The sequence below is a fragment of the Phycisphaerae bacterium genome, from assembly GCA_035384605.1.
Taxonomy (GTDB): domain Bacteria; phylum Planctomycetota; class Phycisphaerae; order UBA1845; family PWPN01; genus JAUCQB01.
The window spans coordinates 1-19,182 of the sequence record DAOOIV010000001.1; the positions used below are offsets into that span (position 1 = coordinate 1).

The window sequence follows — 19,182 nt, forward strand, 5'->3', positions numbered from 1 at the left end:
CGATTGGGCTTCAACCGCATGCAATGCGCGGTCATAAGTCGGAAAGGTCCGCTAGAGGTCTGACTGCCTAAAAGCCTTTCGTGCGTATTTCGGTGACACGGCCACATACGGCCGGCCCAGCCGTTTCTTCACCAGGATTAACTCCCCCATATCGTTGCCTTCGATCCGATGGCCGATCCATTGCAGCAGATAGCCCGCAATCAGCAAGCTCGTCGGCCGCCACCACAGATCCCACCTCCACTGGCAGAACTGTACGACGGCCAGGAGCACCGCGGCCACCGTCAGCGGAATACCAACCAGGTGAAGCACCAGCGACGCCGGATGCCGATGCCGCTCAAACCATTTGGAGAGCCATCGAGGCATAACTATGAGGCCGTCCTTGTGCTGCCACCCTTTGAGATCGACGGTTCTGCAGACTCGGCGGCTGGTTCTTGCACCTTGCCCGTCGGTGCGCCGAAAACGCCACCAGTGCCGGGTCCCCGGTTGTTGTCGGGGGATTATATCCCTGCGGCGGTTTGCGAGCGAAATGAAGCCCTGCCCCGATCGATTGACCGGTAATGCGTCACGGGAAACGACCTGGGGGGGCTCGTCCTCGTGGTCTTCAGGCGTGCTTCTGGCCCTTCGGTGCCCAATTGTGGTTCTCAACCCATCGACGGACGGACCTATCCAGGGCCATGAGCATGCAGGCCTCGCCCCATCGGCGGTCGGCGTCGCGAAGGCCGGTGGTCGATCGCGCGCCCGAGCCGGGCCCGATTTGCGGCATCCAGCATTCGGAGGTAGACTCTAGCTGATCGATTCCTTCGATGGAACAGGAGATGGTGACCCGGCTCCCGTCGGGCAGGGCGAACCGGAAGGAGCGACGGCCGGGCACCGCGTCGCTGATCCGAACCTTCATCCGGTGTTGCGCGACGAAGTGAGCGACGGAACCGAACGCCGAAGCGAATGCCTGGCCGGCGTAGCGATCGAAGCAGGAGAACGCATCGTGGAATCGCGCCGCCGACACCTTGGTACGGTCATGTCCCGTTAATGCCATCTTTCCCCACAAAGGCGCGATCCGCCTGCCCACCCGCCGGCGCAACACCTGATGATCAGTGCCCACAAGGCCCCCAACGAAGGGCCACGACAGAACCTACGATATAACTTCCCGCGGACCCAACCGGTCGCGTTGCCTTATGGGTCCTCCGCTCGCGGGCCCCCGGGGCGCGCCCGCCCCGTCACGAACAGACAAACAGAATGATAGACCCAATACTCCGGATGCGATCGCGAAGATCGCAAAGGACGCCTCTTCCCCGGTTCCCTATTCCGACTTCTCATTGCCGCCGCCCGAACCGGGGCTGAGACGCAGTACCAACGAGCCCGGCTTAACGTAGAGCGGCACCTGTTCCAGCGGCATGGTCACGCGCAGGTAACGTCCCCCCACGATACGCTCACCTGTCCACCAGTCGATCCACTGCCCGCGCGGCAGATACACTTTACGCGTATGGTTGTATGACACAATCGGAGCTACGAGCACGTCCGGACCGAACAAGTACTCGTACTCGGCCTCGTAACACTCGGGATCATCGGGGTGGTCCATCCACAGTGGCCTGATGATCGGCACGCCGGTTTCGCAGGCCTCCCGGCCGGCAGCGATCCGATATGGCTTGAGCCGCATGTACCACGTGGCATACCGATTGAACACCTCGGTGGCCTGCTCGCCGTAATCGCCAAAGTCGTAAGGCTCCCGGCGGCCCTGGCCATGGACCTGCATGATCGGGCAAAATGCTCCCATCTGGGCCATGCGTACATACGTTTCCTTGTCGAGATCGCCGTAGAGGCCGCCGATGTCAAAGCTGGTCCAGGCATAGCCGGAAAGGCCGGCGTTCATCATCGCATTGAACGCTTCCTGCATTCCCTGGAACCAGGCGCTGTGGTCGCCCGCCCAGAGAATCGGATATCGTTGCGTGCCCACCGTGCCGGTGCGGGCGAAGACCATCCCCTCGCCGGTTATGTCTTTGGTCATGTCCCAGGCGCAGCGGAGGTAGCCGAGAGCGTAGATGTTGTTGATGTTCTTCCACCCCTGCCAGGTCGTGCCGCCGTTGTTCTCCCCGATGTCGGTCTTCAGGCCGTCAATGCCGATAACCGGGTCGAAGAGCCGGCGGTACTGCCGCTCCCACCACGCACAAGCGGCGGGATTGAAGAAGTCGACAATGTAAGAGTTCTTCTCTTGGCCCTGCTCGTAGCCCCATGGTCGCTCGCCGTCCATGACGAAGTATCGATTGTCGAAAGCTTCCTGTTCGTACGGTTGCGGTCGGGCCAAGTTGTAGATGTGGAACTGCATGGTCCAAAGGACGATCTTGAAACCCATCTCATGAAGAGTTTTGCACATTGCCTGGTGACGTGGCCATCGTTCAGTGTTCCAGGACATCCAATCCTTTCCATCCTCACGCCAGGCCTCGAGCACCAGTACGTGGGCCGGCACCTTGTGCTCGCGGAGCTTGCGGGCTACATCGAGAACTACCGCTTCGTTCTCGTAGGAGTTGCGGGACATCCACACCCCGAGCGTCCAATCGGGCGGCATGACAGTATGACCGGTGAGATCGGCGTATTGACGCACGAGGGCCCGAGGCGGCCCCGCGAAATAGAACAGGTCGATCACGTCCTCCTGCAACTGGCAGACGGCCATATTCTCTGCCTCCGGTCGGTCCACGCCGATCTCGCCGTCGCCGAAGCTGTTGATAAACAGCGCGTCGCGACCCTGGGTCAGGAAATGCGGAAGAGTGAAGTGCGATTCACCAAACGCCCGGTCGCAGTTCCCGATGATGTTGAGTCTGCCCCGGCGGTTGAGGGCGTCGTAACGGTTCCCCATTCCAAAGACGCCTTCCCGCGTGTCGAGGTGAAACACTATTTCCTCGAATGGGCCTTTGAATGTCTTCGCCTGTGACCATACCACCCGCTTGAGACTGGGGCGCATGCCCAACTCGACGAATCGCCTGCGACCTTCGTGCAGGAATGCGATTCCGGAACCGTCCTTGAAGACCTCCACCGGGACTGCTATCCCCTTTACGACAAACCGGTCCTCGGCATCAGTCACTGCGTTGATGCCGCTCTTGTTGGGCGTCTCCCAGCCGACGGGCAGCGGACGGTGCGACGGGGGATAGGGCCAGGCGGTGTCCGTCGGAACGAAAGTCACCCGCGGAGCCGTGTCCCGCCAGTAGCCGACGTGCAGCTTGCCCCGTTCCGTGTGGAAAGTGGCTCGCTGTGCTTCAACGGTGTAACCGGTGATACGGCCGATGCCGCCGGGCCGCGTTTCGAGAAACCGCTGGGCGGCTTCCTTCAGTTCAGCCACGGAGGCTTGGATGGACAAAACCTCCTGTGCGGTGGCGTCGGCTTTTGCCAATTGCCCGGTCTGGCGGTAGAGGTGCATGAGCCGGCACCTGGTGTCAAGCGCGCGCACGGGTTCATTGGACTGCCGGGTAATCAGGTCCTCAAGCAGCCGCACGTGTTCGTCCGGAGGCAGCGACGGCCTGATATCAAAGCAAAACGCGCTGCCGCCGGTGTTATCCTTGTCGATGATTTTCAGCAACAGGTCGTTCCGGCCCTGCTTGAGGCGAATCGGAATCGCCTCCTGCCGGGGCTCGGTGTTGCGATAGAAGAAACGCTCAAAGATGATCTCGCCGTTGAGGTTCAGTACGAGACCGTCGTCGAAGCCGAGGTATAGGATGGCGTCCGTCTCAGCGGGCGAGTCGATTCGCCGGTACAGATAGGCCGCCGCGCTGTGTCTGGTTTCTCGTGGCTTGAGCTTCTCTCTGATCTCGTGGACCTTGTTGTCCTGATCCCACTCGGGCACCTCAATCCACGCAACTTTCCCGGCCAGGCCCTCATAGGTCGCTGAAGTGTCAAAGCGGTTGTCCGGCGGCAGCGGCCGGTCGCCCCAGAACCTGCGGTTCTCTTTCGTCCATTCGAAAAGCCCCAGGGCGTGCCAGTGACTGCTGTTGAGGCGATAGACGGGGTGGACGCTGTCTGCCTCGGCCTGCCCAGCGCTTGCTGCCGCAGATGAGCCGCACCATACGGCGAGTGGGAGCAGTACCAGACTGAAAAAGCACCCTGAAAAGGAGACGCAGTTCTTTTCGTTGGCTTTCATATTCCACGCAACCTTGACGCCCATGCCTCGACAAGTGCAGTCGGGCATGCTCTGGACGCCGCCTTGCTTCGGCCAATAGCACCGATCCCTCCCCCGTTCAAGTCCCCGCCCGCCAGCCCTCTCCTCAGCCTTGGTGCCGCCGTGGCGGAATCTCCAAAGGTTCTCAACCACGGATCCCCGGCCACGGCGCAGCTCGCGGATGGAGCTTGCCACGGCGTTGGCGGCGATCGGCCAGCAACTCGTCATCGGCGACGCCGGCACACGAATTGTACCAATAAGGCTCGCACCTGCTCGGAGGACCCGATGACCCGGCGGGCGGGTTTGGCCGGTTTTGAACCGCTTTACGCCATACGCCCGCTCCTCAGGATGGCTGGTTATGACCGCCCGGCAACACCGCTTTGCCACGCCTTAAAGCGCGCAGAACCTTGCAGTGCCAAAGGCCTGCCTTCAAATCGTAAACCGCGCTCTCGGCAAATGATAATGATACAGGTATGTGCTGTCGAAGCTGGCCCGTCAACGTTATTGGGGGCGGGCCGGATGACAGGGCCCGCGGGCCGAGGTATTATCTTCGCGATGGTCGCCTACGTGGAGAAAGACTACCAGCGCGTGGTGCCGGCCACGGGGCCGACGCGGTTTCTGCCCGGGACCAGCATTGAGATCATCCGCGAGGTGCGGCGCGATCAGCCGATCGAGCACGTGCTGTTCGATTTCGACGGAACGTTGAGCCTCATCCGCGAGGGCTGGCCCGAGGTGATGGTGCCAATGATGGTGGAGGTGCTCCGGGCCACCGGCACCGCCGAGTCGCCCCAGACGCTCTACAGGCTCGCCCACGAGTTCGTGATGGAACTCAACGGCAAGCAGACCATCTACCAGATGATCCGGCTCGCCGAAGAGGTCCGTCGTCGCGGCGGCACGCCGCTGGAGCCGGCGGAGTACAAGCGGATGTACCACGATCGGCTCATGGACCGGATCCGCTGGCGCCGCGAGGCTCTCGCCGACGGCCGGATGCCGCCGGAAGACATGGTCGTTCCGGGGGCATTCGAGCTACTCGGGCGGCTACGCGATCGCGGCCTGCGCCTGTACCTCGCCAGCGGGACGGACGAGCACTATGTAAAAGAGGAAGTCCGCCTGCTGCGGCTCGACCCGTACTTCGGCGAGCACGTGTACGGGGCGATCGACGACTACAAGTCGTTCTCGAAGGCGAAAGTGATCGAACGGATCCTCGAGACCAACCGCGTGCAAGGCGAGCGGCTGCTGGGCTTCGGCGACGGCTACGTGGAGATCCAGAACGTCAAGGCCGTCGGCGGGACGGCGGTGGCCGTCGCCAGCGACGAGGCCAACCGCAGCGGCAAGCCCGACCCATGGAAGCGCGACCGACTGATCGGCGTGGGGGCGGACGTGGTGATCCCCGACTTTCGCGAGTGTGATCCGCTGCTGGCGTACCTGTGGGGCGATGCGGCGACCGCAGGATAGGCCAAGTCATTGGCGCGGCGCGGGCCGCGTGAGGATAGTCGGATGCCTTATCCAAGGCTGAATCGCTTCGACGTGAAAATGGAGCCGCTCTCGGCGCGGCAGAACAAGAAGCGGATCGAGACGGACCATGTGCCGCCCGACCGCATGCCGGGGCCGCTGGCCCCGGAGGCCCGCGACACGATCGCGGAGGTGGCCGAGCGCATCCGGGCCGCGCGGCGCAACGGGCGCCCGGTGATGGTCGCTTTCGGCGCTCACGCGATCAAGAACGGACTAGCCCCGGTGTTCATCCGGCTGATTGAGGACGGCTGGGTAACGCACCTGGCAACCAACGGGGCCGGTATCATCCATGACTGGGAGTTCGCTTATCAGGGGCGTAGTTGCGAGGACGTCGCGAAGATGGTCCACGAGGGCCGCTTCGGCAACTGGCAGGAGACGGGTTTCTACATCAACCTCGCGATCAACGTCGGGGCGTTCGAGGGCCGCGGATACGGCGAATCGGTTGGAGCCCTGATCCACAACGAGGGGCTGACAATCCCTTCGGAGGCCGATCTGATAGCGGCCGTCAACGCTAACCTCGACAGCGACCACGATCTCGCGGCGGCGGCGGCCGATCTGCTCGGCGTCGTTCGGCGCTTCGGGCTGCCGGCCGGTCCGATGGCCGTGCCGCACCCGTTCAAGCGCTATAGCGCTCAGGCACAGGCGTTTCGCCTCGGCGTACCTTTTACCGGCCACCCGATGATCGGCCACGATATCATCTATACGCACCCGATGAACCACGGCGCCTGCCTCGGCCGGACCGCAATCCGAGACTTCCTCACCTTCGCCGAGAGTGTCAGCCGGATCGAGGGCGGCGTGTACGTCTCGATCGGCTCGGCGGTCATGAGCCCGATGGTGTTCGAGAAATCGATGTCGATGGCGCAGAACCTCGCCATTCGCCAAGGGCGGCACATCGACGGTCACTACATCCTGGTGGTCGACCTTGCCCCAACCCGCTGGGACTGGTCCAAGGGCGAGCCACCGGAGTCCGACCCCGCCTACTACCTCCGCTACAACAAGACGTTCAGCCGCATGGGCGGGACCATGCGGTACCTGTCGGCGGACAATCGGGACTTCCTCCTGACCTTGTCCCAGTCTCTTCCCGGGAAGCCGGAGCGATGAACGCAGCGAACCTGAGCCAGGAACGTCTCGCGGAGCTGATCGACCGCTTTCCCCGGCAGCGCGTCGCCGTGCTGGGGGACTTTTTCCTCGACAAGTACCTCGACATCGATCCGCGAATCGCCGACGTCAGCGTCGAGAGCGGCAAGACGGCTCACCAGGTGGTCGACGTCCGCACCAGCCCCGGTGCCGCCGGCACCGTGATGATCAACCTCGCCTCGCTCGGAGCGGGCCGGCTCCACGCCATCGGCCTGACCGGCGACGACGGCGAGGGGTACGACCTGAGGAAGGCCCTGACGGCCCTGGGCTGCACGCACAACCACCTGCACATGGGGGCCGACCGACACACGCCGCAGTACCTCAAACCGCGCGACATCACGGACCTCAGTCTGACGGGAGAGCACCCCCGTTTCGACACGAAAAACCGTACGCCGACGCCCCCCGACCTGCAGCGGCGGATCATGGCGTCGATCGACGCTCTGCTGCCCGAGATCGACGCCCTCGTGGTGATGGACCAGATCGAAATGGATGAATGCGGCGTGGTGACGACGCCGGTGCGGGAGATGCTGGCCGAACGTGCCCGGAGATTCCCGAAGGTGGTCTTCTGGGCCGACAGCCGGCGGCGAATCCGCCAGTACCGCAACGTCATCATCAAGTCAAACCAGTTCGAGGCATCGGGCTGGCCGACTTGGTTGCCCGATGACGAGGTGCCGATGGAGGAGCTTCTTGCGGCGGCCAAGCGGCTCCGGGAGCAGAACGGCGTTCCGGTCTTCGTCACGCGCGGCGCCCGCGGCATGCTCGTGAGCGACCCGTGGACGGAGGTGGCGGGCGTGCGGCTCGACGGGGAAATCGACCCCACCGGGGCCGGTGACAGCGCCTCTGCCGGATGCGTGCTGGCCCTCTGCGCGGGGGCGACGCCGCCCGAGGCCGCACTCATCGGCAACCTCGTCGCCTCGATCACCGTGCAGCAACTAGGGACGACGGGCACGGTCCGCCGGGACCAGTTGCCCGATCGTCTGGCCCTGTGGCAGAAACAACAAGGATACTCATAATCATGACGCAACAAGGTTTTTCGCGACGATACCTCGACGAGCTCGACAGCGTGCTGAAGGCGATTGATGCCGCGGCGGTGGACCGGGCAATCGCCTGTCTGCGCGAGGCCCGCGACGCCGACCGGACGATATTCTCGTGCGGCAACGGCGGCAGCGCCTCGATCGCCTCGCAGATGGTGGTCGACATGGTAAAGGGCGCCTCGTACCGGAAGATGACACGCCCTTTCCGCATGATCAGCCTCACGGACAGCGTCGCAACCATCACCGCATACGCCAACGACGTCAGCTACGAGTCCGTCTTTGTCGAGCCGCTGCGAAACTGGGCTCAGAAGGGCGATGTGCTGATCGCAATCAGCGGCAGCGGCAACAGCCCCAACGTCCTGCGGGCGGTCGAGTTCGCCAACGGCGTCGGCTGCACGACGATCGGCCTGACCACCGGCAGCGGCGGCCGCCTCAAGGACCTCGTGACGCTGCCACTGTCCGTGCCGTCGAGCCACATGGGTCGACTTGAGGACGCTTTCTTTATCATGACCCACATCCTGTGCTATGCCTTCATGGAGGACGCCTGCGGATGAGCCCTGAACAGGCACCTTGGGGCGGACGGTGGACTGGCCCGTAGGGCAGGTCGCCAGACCTGCCGCCAACCATGGGGGCCGAGTCCCACGGCCTACTGACCCTTGACACGACGCGTCTGGCCGGGCGAGACGGGCTGCACGGCAGCCCAGGTGCATGCCCCAGAATCGAGCAGCGACGACGAGAGGTTCTGGTATTTCTACGACGCCGGACCCTTGACTCGCCGGGCAACGCGAAGCGTTGGAGCCTCTGGCTCGCGGCGGCACCACCCGTCGTGTCAAGGGAGAACCGCCTGACGGCCGTCCAGACCAAGCGGACGCGCGATCCGGCAGACGGCGATACGCTGGTCGAGTAAAGGGAGGCAGGGTCCGCGCTCGCGGACCAGCTTGCTGATCGCAGGCCGGAATCGCCGCACACACGATTTCATGCGCGTTTTCTGACACAACAGAAACCGCGGGCTCAGTTGCCGCGTTTTCCCAGTTCGGAGTCGATCATGAAGATCGGGCCCCTGCTGTCGCCGATCATGTTCAGCTTCTCAGCGATCTCCGATGCGTGGGCCTCCTCTTCCACCTGCTCGTTGACGAACCATTGCAGGAAGCTTGAGGCGGCGTGGTCCTTCTCGGCGGCCGCCAGATCGACCAGGCCGTGAATCAGAGCCGAGACCTTGCACTCGTGCTCGTAGGCATCCTTGAAAACCGCCGCCGGCGATATCCATTCGGCCGGGGGTTCGTCGATGGCCGCCAGCTTCACGCGGCCTTGCCGGTCGTGGATGAAGTCATAAAACTTCAGGGCGTGGGCCTGCTCCTCGGCAGCCTGGGCACGCATCCAGTGGGCCATGCCCTTGAAGTTCTTGGATTCCAACCAGGCCGACATAGCCAAATAGAGGTATGAGGAGTACAACTCCGCGTTGATTTGCTTGTTAAACGCATTCTCGATCTTCTTGTTCATTTCTTTGGCTCCTTAGTTCAAAAGGTTGTAGGCGGGCCGTCATGCCCGCGTGGTTCTCAGGCTCTCGCGACTCCTGGGTTTGTCTCATCGATCTCAGGCCCGCTCGTCCGGACGAGGGGCCAAGCGCGGCGGCACCGGCGTGGAAGCGGGCCTCAAAATGCCCGCTGACAAGTCTCCGAATGCTTGCATCCGTCGACGAGGCCACGAGGTTGTCACAGACCGTTCCGAGGCAGATCCGCGGCAACTGGCTCGGGACAAACGAAGGAAGCGCGGCTACTGTGGGTTGGCTTCTCAACTTCCTCGGAGCTTCCAGGATCGCAGCTCGCTGTTTGGTCTGACGTCTGTGGTTCATGCATGATGCTCTGTACTGTGGCCAATAATCACTAGTATCTTTGATTGCGACCGGCAACCCGAAAGAAGAAAAAAACTTAACATATTCATTCCGAGGCACTTTGAGATCATTTGGCCCGGAGGTCCGTGGCCAAGAACCGCGTCCGAGACACCGATGTCGGCGGCCGGGCACGCGACATAGCCGGAGGGAGCGCGCTTCGGGTGCCGCAGGCGGCCTGTCCGTACGTGGGGCCTGGGCAGCCCAAGACTCTGCCAGACGAGATGCCAGTGGCCCCCACGCAGATCGTCACGGGCCTTCGGCGGCCCGCCGCGCCCAAGGCCCGCAGTTTGCGAACGCTCTGATGGCGCCCGAATGTGGTGCGCGTCTGATAACGTGTCATCGCGCCGGAGGGCGGTGGATTAAAACGCAGTCTGGGCGCCCGTCAGATTCAGCCTCTCAAACCGCATACCGATATGGAAGTGTCCCGTGCCGTGGAAGCAGTGCCACTGAAACGGGGTTATCGAGTATCCGGCAGGCCAGACGAGAGGTATGCGTGTCATGGACGTGAGATACATCAATCCCTTCATCGGGGCGGTCAAGCACGTGTTCAGGACGATGCTGGGCACGGACATCATGATCAGCAAGCCGCGTCTGAGGGCTCCCGACGAGTCGAATGCCGATGTCTCGGCGGTGATCGGTTTCTCGGGGGACGCGGCCGGTTGCGTCATCCTGTGCTTCCGCACGGACGCCGCTGTCAAGACGGCTTCGAAATTCGCGGGAAATGAACTGACACCTCAACATCCCGATTTCTCGGATGCTTTGGGAGAACTCGCGAACATGGTGGCCGGACAGGCCAAGGCCCAGTTCGAGGGTCTCTCAGTCAGCATCTCATTGCCGAGCGTGATCATCGGGCGCGACCACGAGGTGCTCCAGTCGAAGATCACCCCCCGGCTGGTGATTCCCTGTGACAGCCCGCTCGGCCGGTTCGCGGTCGAGGTGGCGATGGTGGTTGAGAAGAAGACGGGGGCAACGGCGTCGGCGCCGGTGGCTGCCGTGGCTGGCTGAAGCGGAGTTCAATCCATGAGAATACTGCTGGTCGATGATTCCAGGACTATCCGAAACATTCAGAAGAATGTGCTCGCCCAGCTCGGACACACGGATATCAGCGAGGCCGGTGACGGCGTCGAGGCTCTGAAGATCATTGCCGAGAAGCGGCCCGATCTGGTGCTGATTGACTGGAACATGCCCAACATGGACGGTATCACGCTTGTCCGCAAGATACGCGAAACGGACAAGAGCATGCCTCTGATGATGTGCACCACCGAAGCGGAGAAGGCCAGAGTGCTCGAGGCCATTAAGGCCGGGGTCAACAACTACGTCGTCAAGCCGTTCACTGCAGAAACCCTGGCGGAAAAAATCAACGCCACGCTGGCCAAGAGCCAGCAAGCGGCTCACGCGTGAACACTTGTCAACTGAACGCATACCCACGGCAATAGCGTTGCCGCAGAGAAGCCCGTCTGGCTGACAAGGATATCGGGTTCGTCGGGGCACCGGCGGAGCCTTTGTCGGAGCAGCAACGGATTGGGACTTGGCTCGGGCAATGGGCTCCGCTCATGCCTGTCAGAGGCAACTTCCTGTTTCGGTTGGCGAGCCAAGGGCAGCCTCACGAAAGTACCCCCGCTTTGAGGCCGCTCCGACCGCAACAGGAACGGTCTGCAAACCGACGGCGGCCTGATTGGCGCGTCATTGAAGGACCGGGTCGGCTGCCAGCGCCTGACGGAGTTTCCTGATGGCGATGTTTTGTATCTGCCGTACACGTTCCTTACTGAGCCCCACCATCTCACCGATTTCCTGAAAAGTCGAACGATCGTGATGCTCGCCCGTGAAACGCTGAGCCAGAACGCGAGTCTCCAAATCGGTCAATTGGCCCATGTTGTTCCGCAGCACCTGGCTGAGACGTTCGACATACAGCTCCCGCTCGGTGTCGGGCAGGCTGTCGGGTTGCTCCAGCGAGACTTCGTATTGGACCGGGAACAGTCGGCGCCGGTTGCGTTCCCGCTTGCCCCGTCGCATCAGGGCCCTGACGATGACGTTGCACGCATAGGTGCTGAAGCGGTATCCCCGCCAGGGGTTGTACCGGTCCACTGCTCGTGTTAAGCCCAGCATCGCGTCGCTCAGCAGATCATCCTCGTCAATCAAGCGCGTGTTGAAACGGCTCATCATCGAATAGGCCAGCCCGAGGTTCTGCTGAACGATGTACTCACGGATCATGAACCACCGCTCGGTCCAGGCTGCATGCTCGCCGCCGGCGTCGCGCAGCGACTTATTGGCCATATAGGCACACGTGTGCATGGCGATGAACAGTTGATGATCGCTCGGTTTTTCCGGCATGCCAGTGCCCGTGCGTATGAAATCGACCACGTTCAGTGCATCACGAACGGCTGCCTTGCTGCGAATCCGTGGATCAGGTGCATACCAGGGATTCTTTGCCGAACGATTGGTGTTTTGGGTCTTGTTTGCTGCTTGTGATCTCATGGTCGCATCCCTTTCGCTATCGGGACCTATTAGGTGCTATTAAGTATAGCACCAGATCGGTCCTAATGCAAGGGAAAATACTGATTTCCCTAAGAAACTTTTCCTCGAAGAAGATCACTCGTCAAACGATGCTTCGATCAAGTGCTGAATGTGGCGTATCTTTATTGTTGACAAAGTATTATAGAATTGGATATGCGGGCAAGTGATCTGCTCCCCGCCCGCGGGAACGGGCCATCAGGGTCACTGATCCGGCGCTTTTTGGGACTGAGCGGTCACGAAGTCTGTGTTTTCGGCACTTGGCTGGAGGGGCAGCAACTACCCGCGGCAGGGCAGCGCGGGACCGAAGTGCGCGGCAAGTCCTGTGCTCTGGCGCCAGCTGGCCGATGCGGAATGCTTTCCGTGGGCCATGAATCTACCGCTCGGGTCGTAGATGCAAGTGTCGGGAACCGATTCTTCGCGGGTTGCCCCTGCTGGGGCTAGAATGTCCACCATGTATACCGAGGCGTGTCGTATTCTCGCCATCGAAACCTCCGGCAGATCGGGTAGCGTGGCACTGGCGACGGGTGGCGGGCAGATTGTGGCGGCGGCCGGTCCGCTGGGGGTCCACGCCCACGCCTCGGAGTTGATGCCAGCAGTGGAGAGGATGCTTGCAGGCGCAGGTTGGCCGGGAGACTCGCTCACCGACGTATTTGTTTCGATCGGTCCAGGGAGCTTTACGGGCTTGCGGGTCGGCGTGACCGTGGCCCGAACGCTCTCTTGGGCGGTTGGGGCACGGGTCGTGGCCGTGCCGACGCTGGAGTGTTTGGCGTGCAACGCCTTGTCGCTTATTCCCCCGCCTATGCACCTGGCGGTTATTTTGGACGCCAAGAGCGGACGGGTGTTTTGCGAGGCCTTCGAGTTGCGGAACGGGTGGTACGCGCCTGCCGGCGACACCCGGATGGATACCCCACAGGCCTTTCTGGCCCGCTGCCCGCGTCCGCTGGCCGTTCTGGGGGAGGGGATCGCTCATCACCGACAGGCGATCACCGAAAGTGGGGCAATGGTGCTTGATTCGGGCCTGTGGGGTGGGAAGGCCGAGAATGTGGTGCGGGTTGGCGTTCGTCTGGCTGAGGCCGGCCGATATACGCCCGGCGGCGATCTGCTTCCCTGTTACGTTCGGCGTCCTGACCCGGAGGAGAAATGGGAGAAGCTTCACAGAGAACCCTGAACCCTGCCGGGGGTATGCCCGTACCAACTTGAAAAACCTCGACAGCCGAAAGTACATTGGTACCCCTTGCTATTAAACGACTTACGGAGCCCGGAAAGGGCAGAGTCTTTGAGGGTTGCGACTATGGCGACGGATGTGAAAAGAATCGGAGAACTGGTGGCGGCCGAGAGTGCCCCGATCCGCGCGCTGATCGACGAGATCGGCAAGGTGATCGTTGGTCAGCGTTACATGATCGAGCGGCTGGTCATCGGGCTGCTTTCGAACGGGCACGTGTTACTGGAGGGCGTTCCGGGGCTGGCCAAGAGCCTGACCGTGACGACCATGGGTCGGGCCATCCAGGCGAAGGCCCAGCGGATCCAGTTCACGCCGGACCTGCTGCCGGCGGACCTGATCGGCACGCAGATCTACAACCAGCGGACCGGCGAGTTCACTGTCCGCAAGGGACCCATCTTCGCCAACATCATCCTGGCCGACGAGATCAACCGGGCACCGGCGAAGGTGCAATCGGCTCTGCTTGAGGCCATGCAGGAGCGTCAGGTGTCGATTGGCGAGCAGACCTTCAAGCTTGATGAGCCGTTTCTGGTTCTGGCCACGCAGAACCCGTTGGAGCAGGAAGGGACGTACCCGCTGCCGGAGGCCCAAGTGGACCGGTTTCTGCTCAAGCTCAAGATCGACTATCCCTCGCGCAATGAGGAACGGCAGATCGTGGACCGCATGTCGTTCACCAAGCCGGACGGGCAGGTGAACGCGGTGATACGGCCGGAGGACATTCTGCGGTTGCGGGGAATCGTGGACGAGATCTACGTGGATGAGAAGATACGCGATTACATCATTGATATCGTATTCGCGACGCGTGACCCGGCGGCGGCCAAGTTGCCCGAACTGGCGAACCTTATTGAGTATGGTGCGTCACCGCGGGCGTCGATCGCTTTGACGCTGGCGGCCAAGGCGCACGCCTTCATGCAGGGCCGCGGTTATGTCACGCCGCAGGACGTCAAGGCTATCGGCATGGACGTGCTGCGTCACCGTGTGATTCTCACCTATGAAGCTGAGGCGGAGGAGATGGGGGCGGAGGACGTCCTTAAGAAGGTGTTTGACTCGATCCGCGTACCGTAAGCTTGAAGTCCGAATGACGAAACGAGGATGGCGCAGGGAACCGGAAGTCCGAAGGTTTATTCCCATGCTTCTTTGCTGTTTGGCAGGGTAAGCTGATAAGGCCCGAGGGATGCCGACCAAGCCGGATACCGCCGAGAAGACCCGCGAGCTGCTCAAGAAGGTGCGGCGGATCCAGGTGCGCGCCGACAAACTGGTCAATGATGTCATCGTCGGCGAGTACCGTTCGGTGTTCAAGGGTCGCGGGATGGAGTTCGACGAGGTTCGCGAGTACATCCCGGGCGACGACATCCGGTCGATCGACTGGAACGTCACGGCGCGTACCGGCTGGGCTCACGTGAAGCGTTACGTCGAAGAGCGAGAGATGACCGTCATCTTGCTGGTGGACGTGAGCTTGTCGGGTCGTTTCGGAAGCTCCGAGTTGTTGAAGATCGACCTGGCGACCGAGATCAGCGCGGTGCTGGCGTTCTCGGCGATCAAGAGCAACGACAAGATCGGTCTGTTGATCTTCACTGATCGGGTTGAGAAGTTCATTCCGGCCAAGAAGGGCAAGCGTCACGTGCTTCGGGTGATTCGCGAGTTGCTCAGCTTCGAGCCGCAGGCCGGGGGGACCGACGTGGCCGGGGCGCTGGAGTTCCTCAACAAGGTGCTGAAACGCAAGGCGGTTGTGTTCCTGGTGTCGGACTTTATCGACGAGGATTTCGAGCGGGATTTGGCCCTGACTCGCACGCGGCACGACCTGATTCCGGTTCGGATCTCCGATCCGCGAGAGACATCGCTGCCGGACGTCGGGCTGATCGAACTGGAGGATGCCGAGACCGGCGAGCGGGTGGTCGTTGACACGCGGCGGAGCCGGATTCGCGACCTGTTCTCGGAGGCCGGCCGCCAGGAGCAGCGATCGTTGACCGGGCTGCTGCGGTCGATGGGTGCCGACTCGCTGGAGATTTCGACCGATCGGCCGTACATGAAGGATGTGATGGCCTTTTTCCGCCGCCGCGAGCGGAGAATGAAGCATTGAGAAGGAGCTGTGAGCTCTCAGCCTGAAGGGAATGGCAATCGGGTCAGATGTCTCGTTTCGTGTTATTGGTTCTGTTGATCGCATCGATGCCGCCGGCGCTGACCTCCTGTAGCAAGGAGGAGGCGACGAACGGCGGTGAGGCGGCGCGCGGAGAGGGCTTCGAGATATCGAAATGGTATGGTTCCGGTCCGGTGAAGTTCGCGCTTGAGGTGTCGGCCAGATCGATTACCACGGCCGACTCACTGGTTTGCCGGATGACCTTGGACGTGGCCGAGGGATATGAGGCCGAGTTCCCGGACATTGCGTTTCCTGATGACGTTCCCGGCTCGATTCTGACGCGTTTCGACGAGCGGGAAACGAAGGAAGGCGACCGACGGCGGCAGGTGCGCGAGTATGAGATTGAACCGGAATTCGAGGGCGCGCTCAGGTTTCCGGCGATGGAGGCGTACTACCACAAAGTCGGCGAGGTGAAGGAGGAGCGGCTGGAGATCGAGCCGGTTGAGGTGACGGTAACGGCAACGGAGCTAGGCGGAGACGCGATTGCGTTGCGGCCTGCCCGGGGATTGATCGAGACCGATCGTATTGAGGCGATGCGGCGACGCATCTGGCCGAAGGCTTTGGGCGCGGTGGCCATCGCGGCCGCACTGGTCGTGGCGATCGTGTGGTGGGTGCGGCGTCCCAAGGTCGAGCCTCCGCCGCCGCCCGCTCACGAGATTGCTCTGAAACGGCTGCGGGAGCTGGAGCGCAGCGACCTGATCGGGCGGCATAAGGTGGAGCCGTTTTTCGTGGGGGTGACGGAGATCGTGCGGGATTATGTGGAGGCGGCGTTCGGCTTGCGGGCCCCGGAGCAGACCACGGAGGAATTCCTTGCCAGCCTGGCGACGGCGACCGAGTTAGCTCGGCATCGAGAAGTGCTGCAGCCTTTCCTGACCGCGGCGGACGAGGTGAAGTTTGCGCGCTTGGATGCGGACGAAACGGCGATGCGGCGAGCGTTTGAGACGGCCGAGCGATTCGTCCGTCAGACGAGTCGGACGGAGGGCGGGGGGCGATGAGGTTCATCGAGTTCGCCAACCCGCACGCGCTTTGGCTGGTGCTGCTGGTGCCGCTCTACCTGTTTGTGCTGCGGCGACGGCCTGTGACGGCCGCCCTGCGTTATCCGTCGGTTCGCAACCTCAAGCGGTTGCCAAAGAGCCTGCGTCAGCGGTGCCGCATCCTGTTGCCTGTTCTGCGCGCGCTGGCCTTGTTGCTGCTGATCGTGGCATTAGCCCGGCCGGTCCGCAAGCTGGAGACGCAAGAGCTTCCCAGCCAGGGCCTGGCGATCGCGATGCTGTTGGACCGCTCGGGCAGCATGGGCGACCCGAACGGCAAGCTGATGTACGAGAAGAAGTTGGAGCTGCGGTTCAAGATCGCACAGGACTTGTTCGAGGCGTTCGTCAAAGGGGGGCGTGGCAACCTGCAGGGCCGGCCCAACGATCTGATCGGCCTGTTCAGTTTTGCGACCTATCCGCGAACCGATCACCCCTTCAGCCTCGATCACGAATCGATCGGCAACATGGTAAAGCAGCTCTCGTTCGAGAAGCCTTTCATCGACGAGTACGGCCAGCCGACGGATGACATACGTAAGGCTGCGTTGGAGACCGACGAGCGTGGCCGCGTGCTGCGCGACAACTGGGGGCGGCCCGTCGTGAAGACAAACCCGATGCAGTTAACCGACTTGAAGGCGGCCATCGAATATGCAGCGAACAAGCTGATCATGCTCGACGAGGATCTGGCCCGACCGAGTGCGGGGCGTCGCAAGTACGAGGTCAAGAGCAAGGTTCTGGTGCTGCTGACCGACGGTGAGCCTACGGTGAGCGGCGGGCGGCGGGATGCCGAATACCCCGACGAAGAAACGATGAAGAAACTCATCGATGCGGGCATCCGGGCCTATTTTGTCCAGATTCTGTCTCATCAGCGGTATCGCGAGCGTCCCGATGGGACGATCGAGGTTATTGTTCCGGGCGGCGGGGGTTTGTTCGGGCCTTTGGTTGATCCGCGGGAGGCGGCGGCGGTCAACAAAGCGATTGACGAAGCCCGCAAGCTGGCCAGGCGGACCGGAGGCGAACATTTCCTGGCGACCAGCGGCGACCAGCTTGAAGCGATCTATGAACGGATCGACGCTTTAGAGAAGTCCGACGTCGGGGGGCGGGCTGTTTTCTCGCATGAGGAACGGTATCGGCCCTTTTTGGGGGCGGCGCTGGCGCTTTTGGGCGTGGAGGTGTTGCTCGGGCTGACCTGGTTGAGGAGGTTGCCGTAGATGGGTGCGGAATTCTTCAACCTGAACCATCCGGAGGCCCTGCAATGGTTGTGGGCGTTGGTGCCGCCGGCGGTACTGTTCGGATTCGATCTGCGCCGTCGACAGAGGGCGGTGTCGTTGTTTGTGTCCAAGTCGCTGCTGGATGACGTGTGCCCGCGCCGTTCGATCGGACGGCCGATCGTGCGGTTTGCGGTCCTGTGCGTGGGTTTGGCGTGCCTGATTCTGGCCGCGGCGCAACCACGATGGGATCCCAGGCAAATCGAGATGCCGCAGCAGGGCCAGAACCTGCTCTTTTGTCTGGACGTCTCCAACAGTATGCGTGCCCGCGACGTCGATCCTTCGCGTCTGGAAGCGGCGAAGGCCGCGATTCGTTCGCTCATTGGGCAACTTCCTGCGGGCAATCAGGTGGGGCTGATGGCGTATGCGGGCACGAGCGAGTTGAAATGCCCGCTGACGCCGAATTATTCGCATCTCTTGTGGGTGTTACAGGATGTCACTTTCAACAGCGTTGACGAAGGCGGCACCAATCTGGGTGATGCGATCTATTCAGCCATTCGCAACGTTTTCGGTCTGGATCCGACCCAGGCCGTTGACGACAAAAAGAAGGCCTCCGCCACCCAGCCGTCGACGAAACTCAAGGTTGAGGAGCCGGACAGTCATCGTAACGCGAATGTTCTGGTGATTCTGACAGACGGCGAAAGTCACGAGGGCGACGCCAGAGAAATGGCCGCATTGGCTCACCGGCTCGGGGTCGGCATTTACATCATCGGCCTGGGCACGGCCGCCGGTGCGCCGATTCCGATCGAAGTTGACGGAAAGATAACCACTTTGAAATACAAGGATCAGGAGGTGATCACCAAGTTTGATGATGCGTCGCTGCGGAGCATTGTGGCGGATCTGCCGGACCGATGCGGCTACCTGGCCGCGGGGGCGTCGAACGTGGATCTCACGGACATCTATAAGAACGTCATTGCCAAGCAGGGCATGCAGACCAAGGACGTACGGATCACGGTGTGGCAGGAGAAGTTTCAATTGTTTGTAGGCATCGGCGTCGTGCTGGTGGTGCTCTCGACGTTGATCAGCGAGCAACGGCCCGTAGCGCGGGCGGGGGTTGGGCGATGATCGCCCGTGGACCGATCCAGGTGAACAGGTCTGCGCGGATGGGCGCATGGGTGCCACGGGCGGCGTGTCTGCCCGTGCCGGATTCGGGCAGAGAGGACGCCGGCGGGCGAGCCGCCGGCGGCACGCTGTCGTCCGCTCGGCCCGGAATCCCTTTCGGGCCCCCTCACGCGGCGGAATCCGTTCCGCATTCCATGACCATGAAGATGGGACTCCGGCAGGCAGAAGGCCCCAGAAAG

The 19,182-nt window shown here is 62.2% G+C and carries 17 protein-coding genes; 12 read left to right on the forward strand and 5 right to left on the reverse strand.

The genetic code is table 11. From position 1 onward, the window contains the following. Positions 1–51 precede the first annotated feature (51 nt). From PLL20_00005 to PLL20_00015, 3 genes are all read right to left on the reverse strand, one after another. Positions 52–363 carry a DUF962 domain-containing protein gene (locus PLL20_00005; protein HPD28345.1) on the reverse strand — a complete coding sequence of 104 codons (312 nt, stop codon included), beginning with the start codon at positions 361–363 and terminating at the stop codon, positions 52–54. A gap of 238 nt (positions 364–601) precedes the next feature. Beyond that, positions 602–1,033, reverse strand: coding sequence for a hypothetical protein (locus tag PLL20_00010; protein HPD28346.1), 432 nt, complete (start codon positions 1,031–1,033; stop codon positions 602–604). 264 nt (positions 1,034–1,297) lie between these two features. Continuing rightward, positions 1,298–4,123 (reverse strand): glycoside hydrolase family 31 protein, encoded by a 2,826-nt coding sequence (locus tag PLL20_00015; GenBank protein ID HPD28347.1) that lies wholly within the window; start codon positions 4,121–4,123, stop codon positions 1,298–1,300. A gap of 537 nt (positions 4,124–4,660) precedes the next feature. On the opposite strand from PLL20_00015, the gene PLL20_00020 reads away from it, so the two are divergent. Genes PLL20_00020 through PLL20_00035 form a run of 4 tightly spaced genes read left to right on the forward strand, consistent with a single transcriptional unit; the run spans position 4,661 to position 8,378 of the window. Beyond that, entirely contained in the window at positions 4,661–5,596 is a 936-nt protein-coding gene (locus tag PLL20_00020; protein HPD28348.1) for an HAD family hydrolase, read from the forward strand. A gap of 42 nt (positions 5,597–5,638) precedes the next feature. Next, a complete protein-coding gene (locus PLL20_00025) occupies positions 5,639–6,754 on the forward strand; it encodes a hypothetical protein (GenBank protein ID HPD28349.1) in 1,116 nt (371 codons plus the stop codon). Then, on the forward strand, positions 6,751–7,803 hold the full coding sequence (locus PLL20_00030) for a PfkB family carbohydrate kinase (GenBank protein ID HPD28350.1): 1,053 nt from the start codon (positions 6,751–6,753) through the stop codon (positions 7,801–7,803). The genes PLL20_00025 and PLL20_00030 overlap by 4 nt, the downstream gene beginning before the upstream one ends. A 2-nt stretch (positions 7,804–7,805) precedes the next feature. Next, entirely contained in the window at positions 7,806–8,378 is a 573-nt protein-coding gene (locus PLL20_00035) for an SIS domain-containing protein (GenBank protein HPD28351.1), read from the forward strand. Positions 8,379–8,835: 457 nt separating this feature from the next. Here PLL20_00035 and PLL20_00040 read toward each other — a convergent pair whose 3' ends face one another. Next, complete coding sequence (locus PLL20_00040; GenBank protein ID HPD28352.1) at positions 8,836–9,324, reverse strand: ferritin; 489 nt, start codon at positions 9,322–9,324, stop codon at positions 8,836–8,838. Between the two features lie 889 nt (positions 9,325–10,213). Between PLL20_00040 and PLL20_00045 the strand changes: the two genes are divergently transcribed. Then, complete coding sequence (locus PLL20_00045; GenBank protein HPD28353.1) at positions 10,214–10,720, forward strand: chemotaxis protein CheX; 507 nt, start codon at positions 10,214–10,216, stop codon at positions 10,718–10,720. A 15-nt stretch (positions 10,721–10,735) separates the two neighbouring features. Next, positions 10,736–11,116: a response regulator gene (locus tag PLL20_00050; protein ID HPD28354.1), complete on the forward strand. Its 381-nt coding sequence runs from the start codon at positions 10,736–10,738 to the stop codon at positions 11,114–11,116. Positions 11,117–11,398: 282 nt separating this feature from the next. Here PLL20_00050 and PLL20_00055 read toward each other — a convergent pair whose 3' ends face one another. Continuing rightward, positions 11,399–12,190, reverse strand: a complete 792-nt coding sequence (locus PLL20_00055; GenBank protein HPD28355.1) for a sigma-70 family RNA polymerase sigma factor — start codon at positions 12,188–12,190, stop codon at positions 11,399–11,401. Between the two features lie 481 nt (positions 12,191–12,671). Between PLL20_00055 and tsaB the strand changes: the two genes are divergently transcribed. The 6 genes from tsaB to PLL20_00085 all read left to right on the forward strand — a co-directional run bounded on the left by tsaB (position 12,672) and on the right by PLL20_00085 (position 18,946). Further along, a complete protein-coding gene (gene tsaB / locus PLL20_00060) occupies positions 12,672–13,397 on the forward strand; it encodes a tRNA (adenosine(37)-N6)-threonylcarbamoyltransferase complex dimerization subunit type 1 TsaB (protein HPD28356.1) in 726 nt (241 codons plus the stop codon). A 123-nt stretch (positions 13,398–13,520) separates the two neighbouring features. After that, on the forward strand, positions 13,521–14,513 hold the full coding sequence (locus PLL20_00065) for an AAA family ATPase (protein HPD28357.1): 993 nt from the start codon (positions 13,521–13,523) through the stop codon (positions 14,511–14,513). Positions 14,514–14,622: 109 nt separating this feature from the next. Then, positions 14,623–15,528: a DUF58 domain-containing protein gene (locus tag PLL20_00070; GenBank protein HPD28358.1), complete on the forward strand. Its 906-nt coding sequence runs from the start codon at positions 14,623–14,625 to the stop codon at positions 15,526–15,528. Positions 15,529–15,575: 47 nt separating this feature from the next. Continuing rightward, the gene (locus PLL20_00075) at positions 15,576–16,580 is read left to right on the forward strand and encodes a hypothetical protein (GenBank protein HPD28359.1); all 1,005 of its coding nucleotides are present in this window, start codon (positions 15,576–15,578) and stop codon (positions 16,578–16,580) included. Further along, the gene (locus PLL20_00080; GenBank protein ID HPD28360.1) at positions 16,577–17,824 is read left to right on the forward strand and encodes a BatA domain-containing protein; all 1,248 of its coding nucleotides are present in this window, start codon (positions 16,577–16,579) and stop codon (positions 17,822–17,824) included. The genes PLL20_00075 and PLL20_00080 overlap by 4 nt, the downstream gene beginning before the upstream one ends. Further along, the gene (locus PLL20_00085; protein ID HPD28361.1) at positions 17,825–18,946 is read left to right on the forward strand and encodes a VWA domain-containing protein; all 1,122 of its coding nucleotides are present in this window, start codon (positions 17,825–17,827) and stop codon (positions 18,944–18,946) included. Positions 18,947–19,182: the final 236 nt, after the last annotated feature.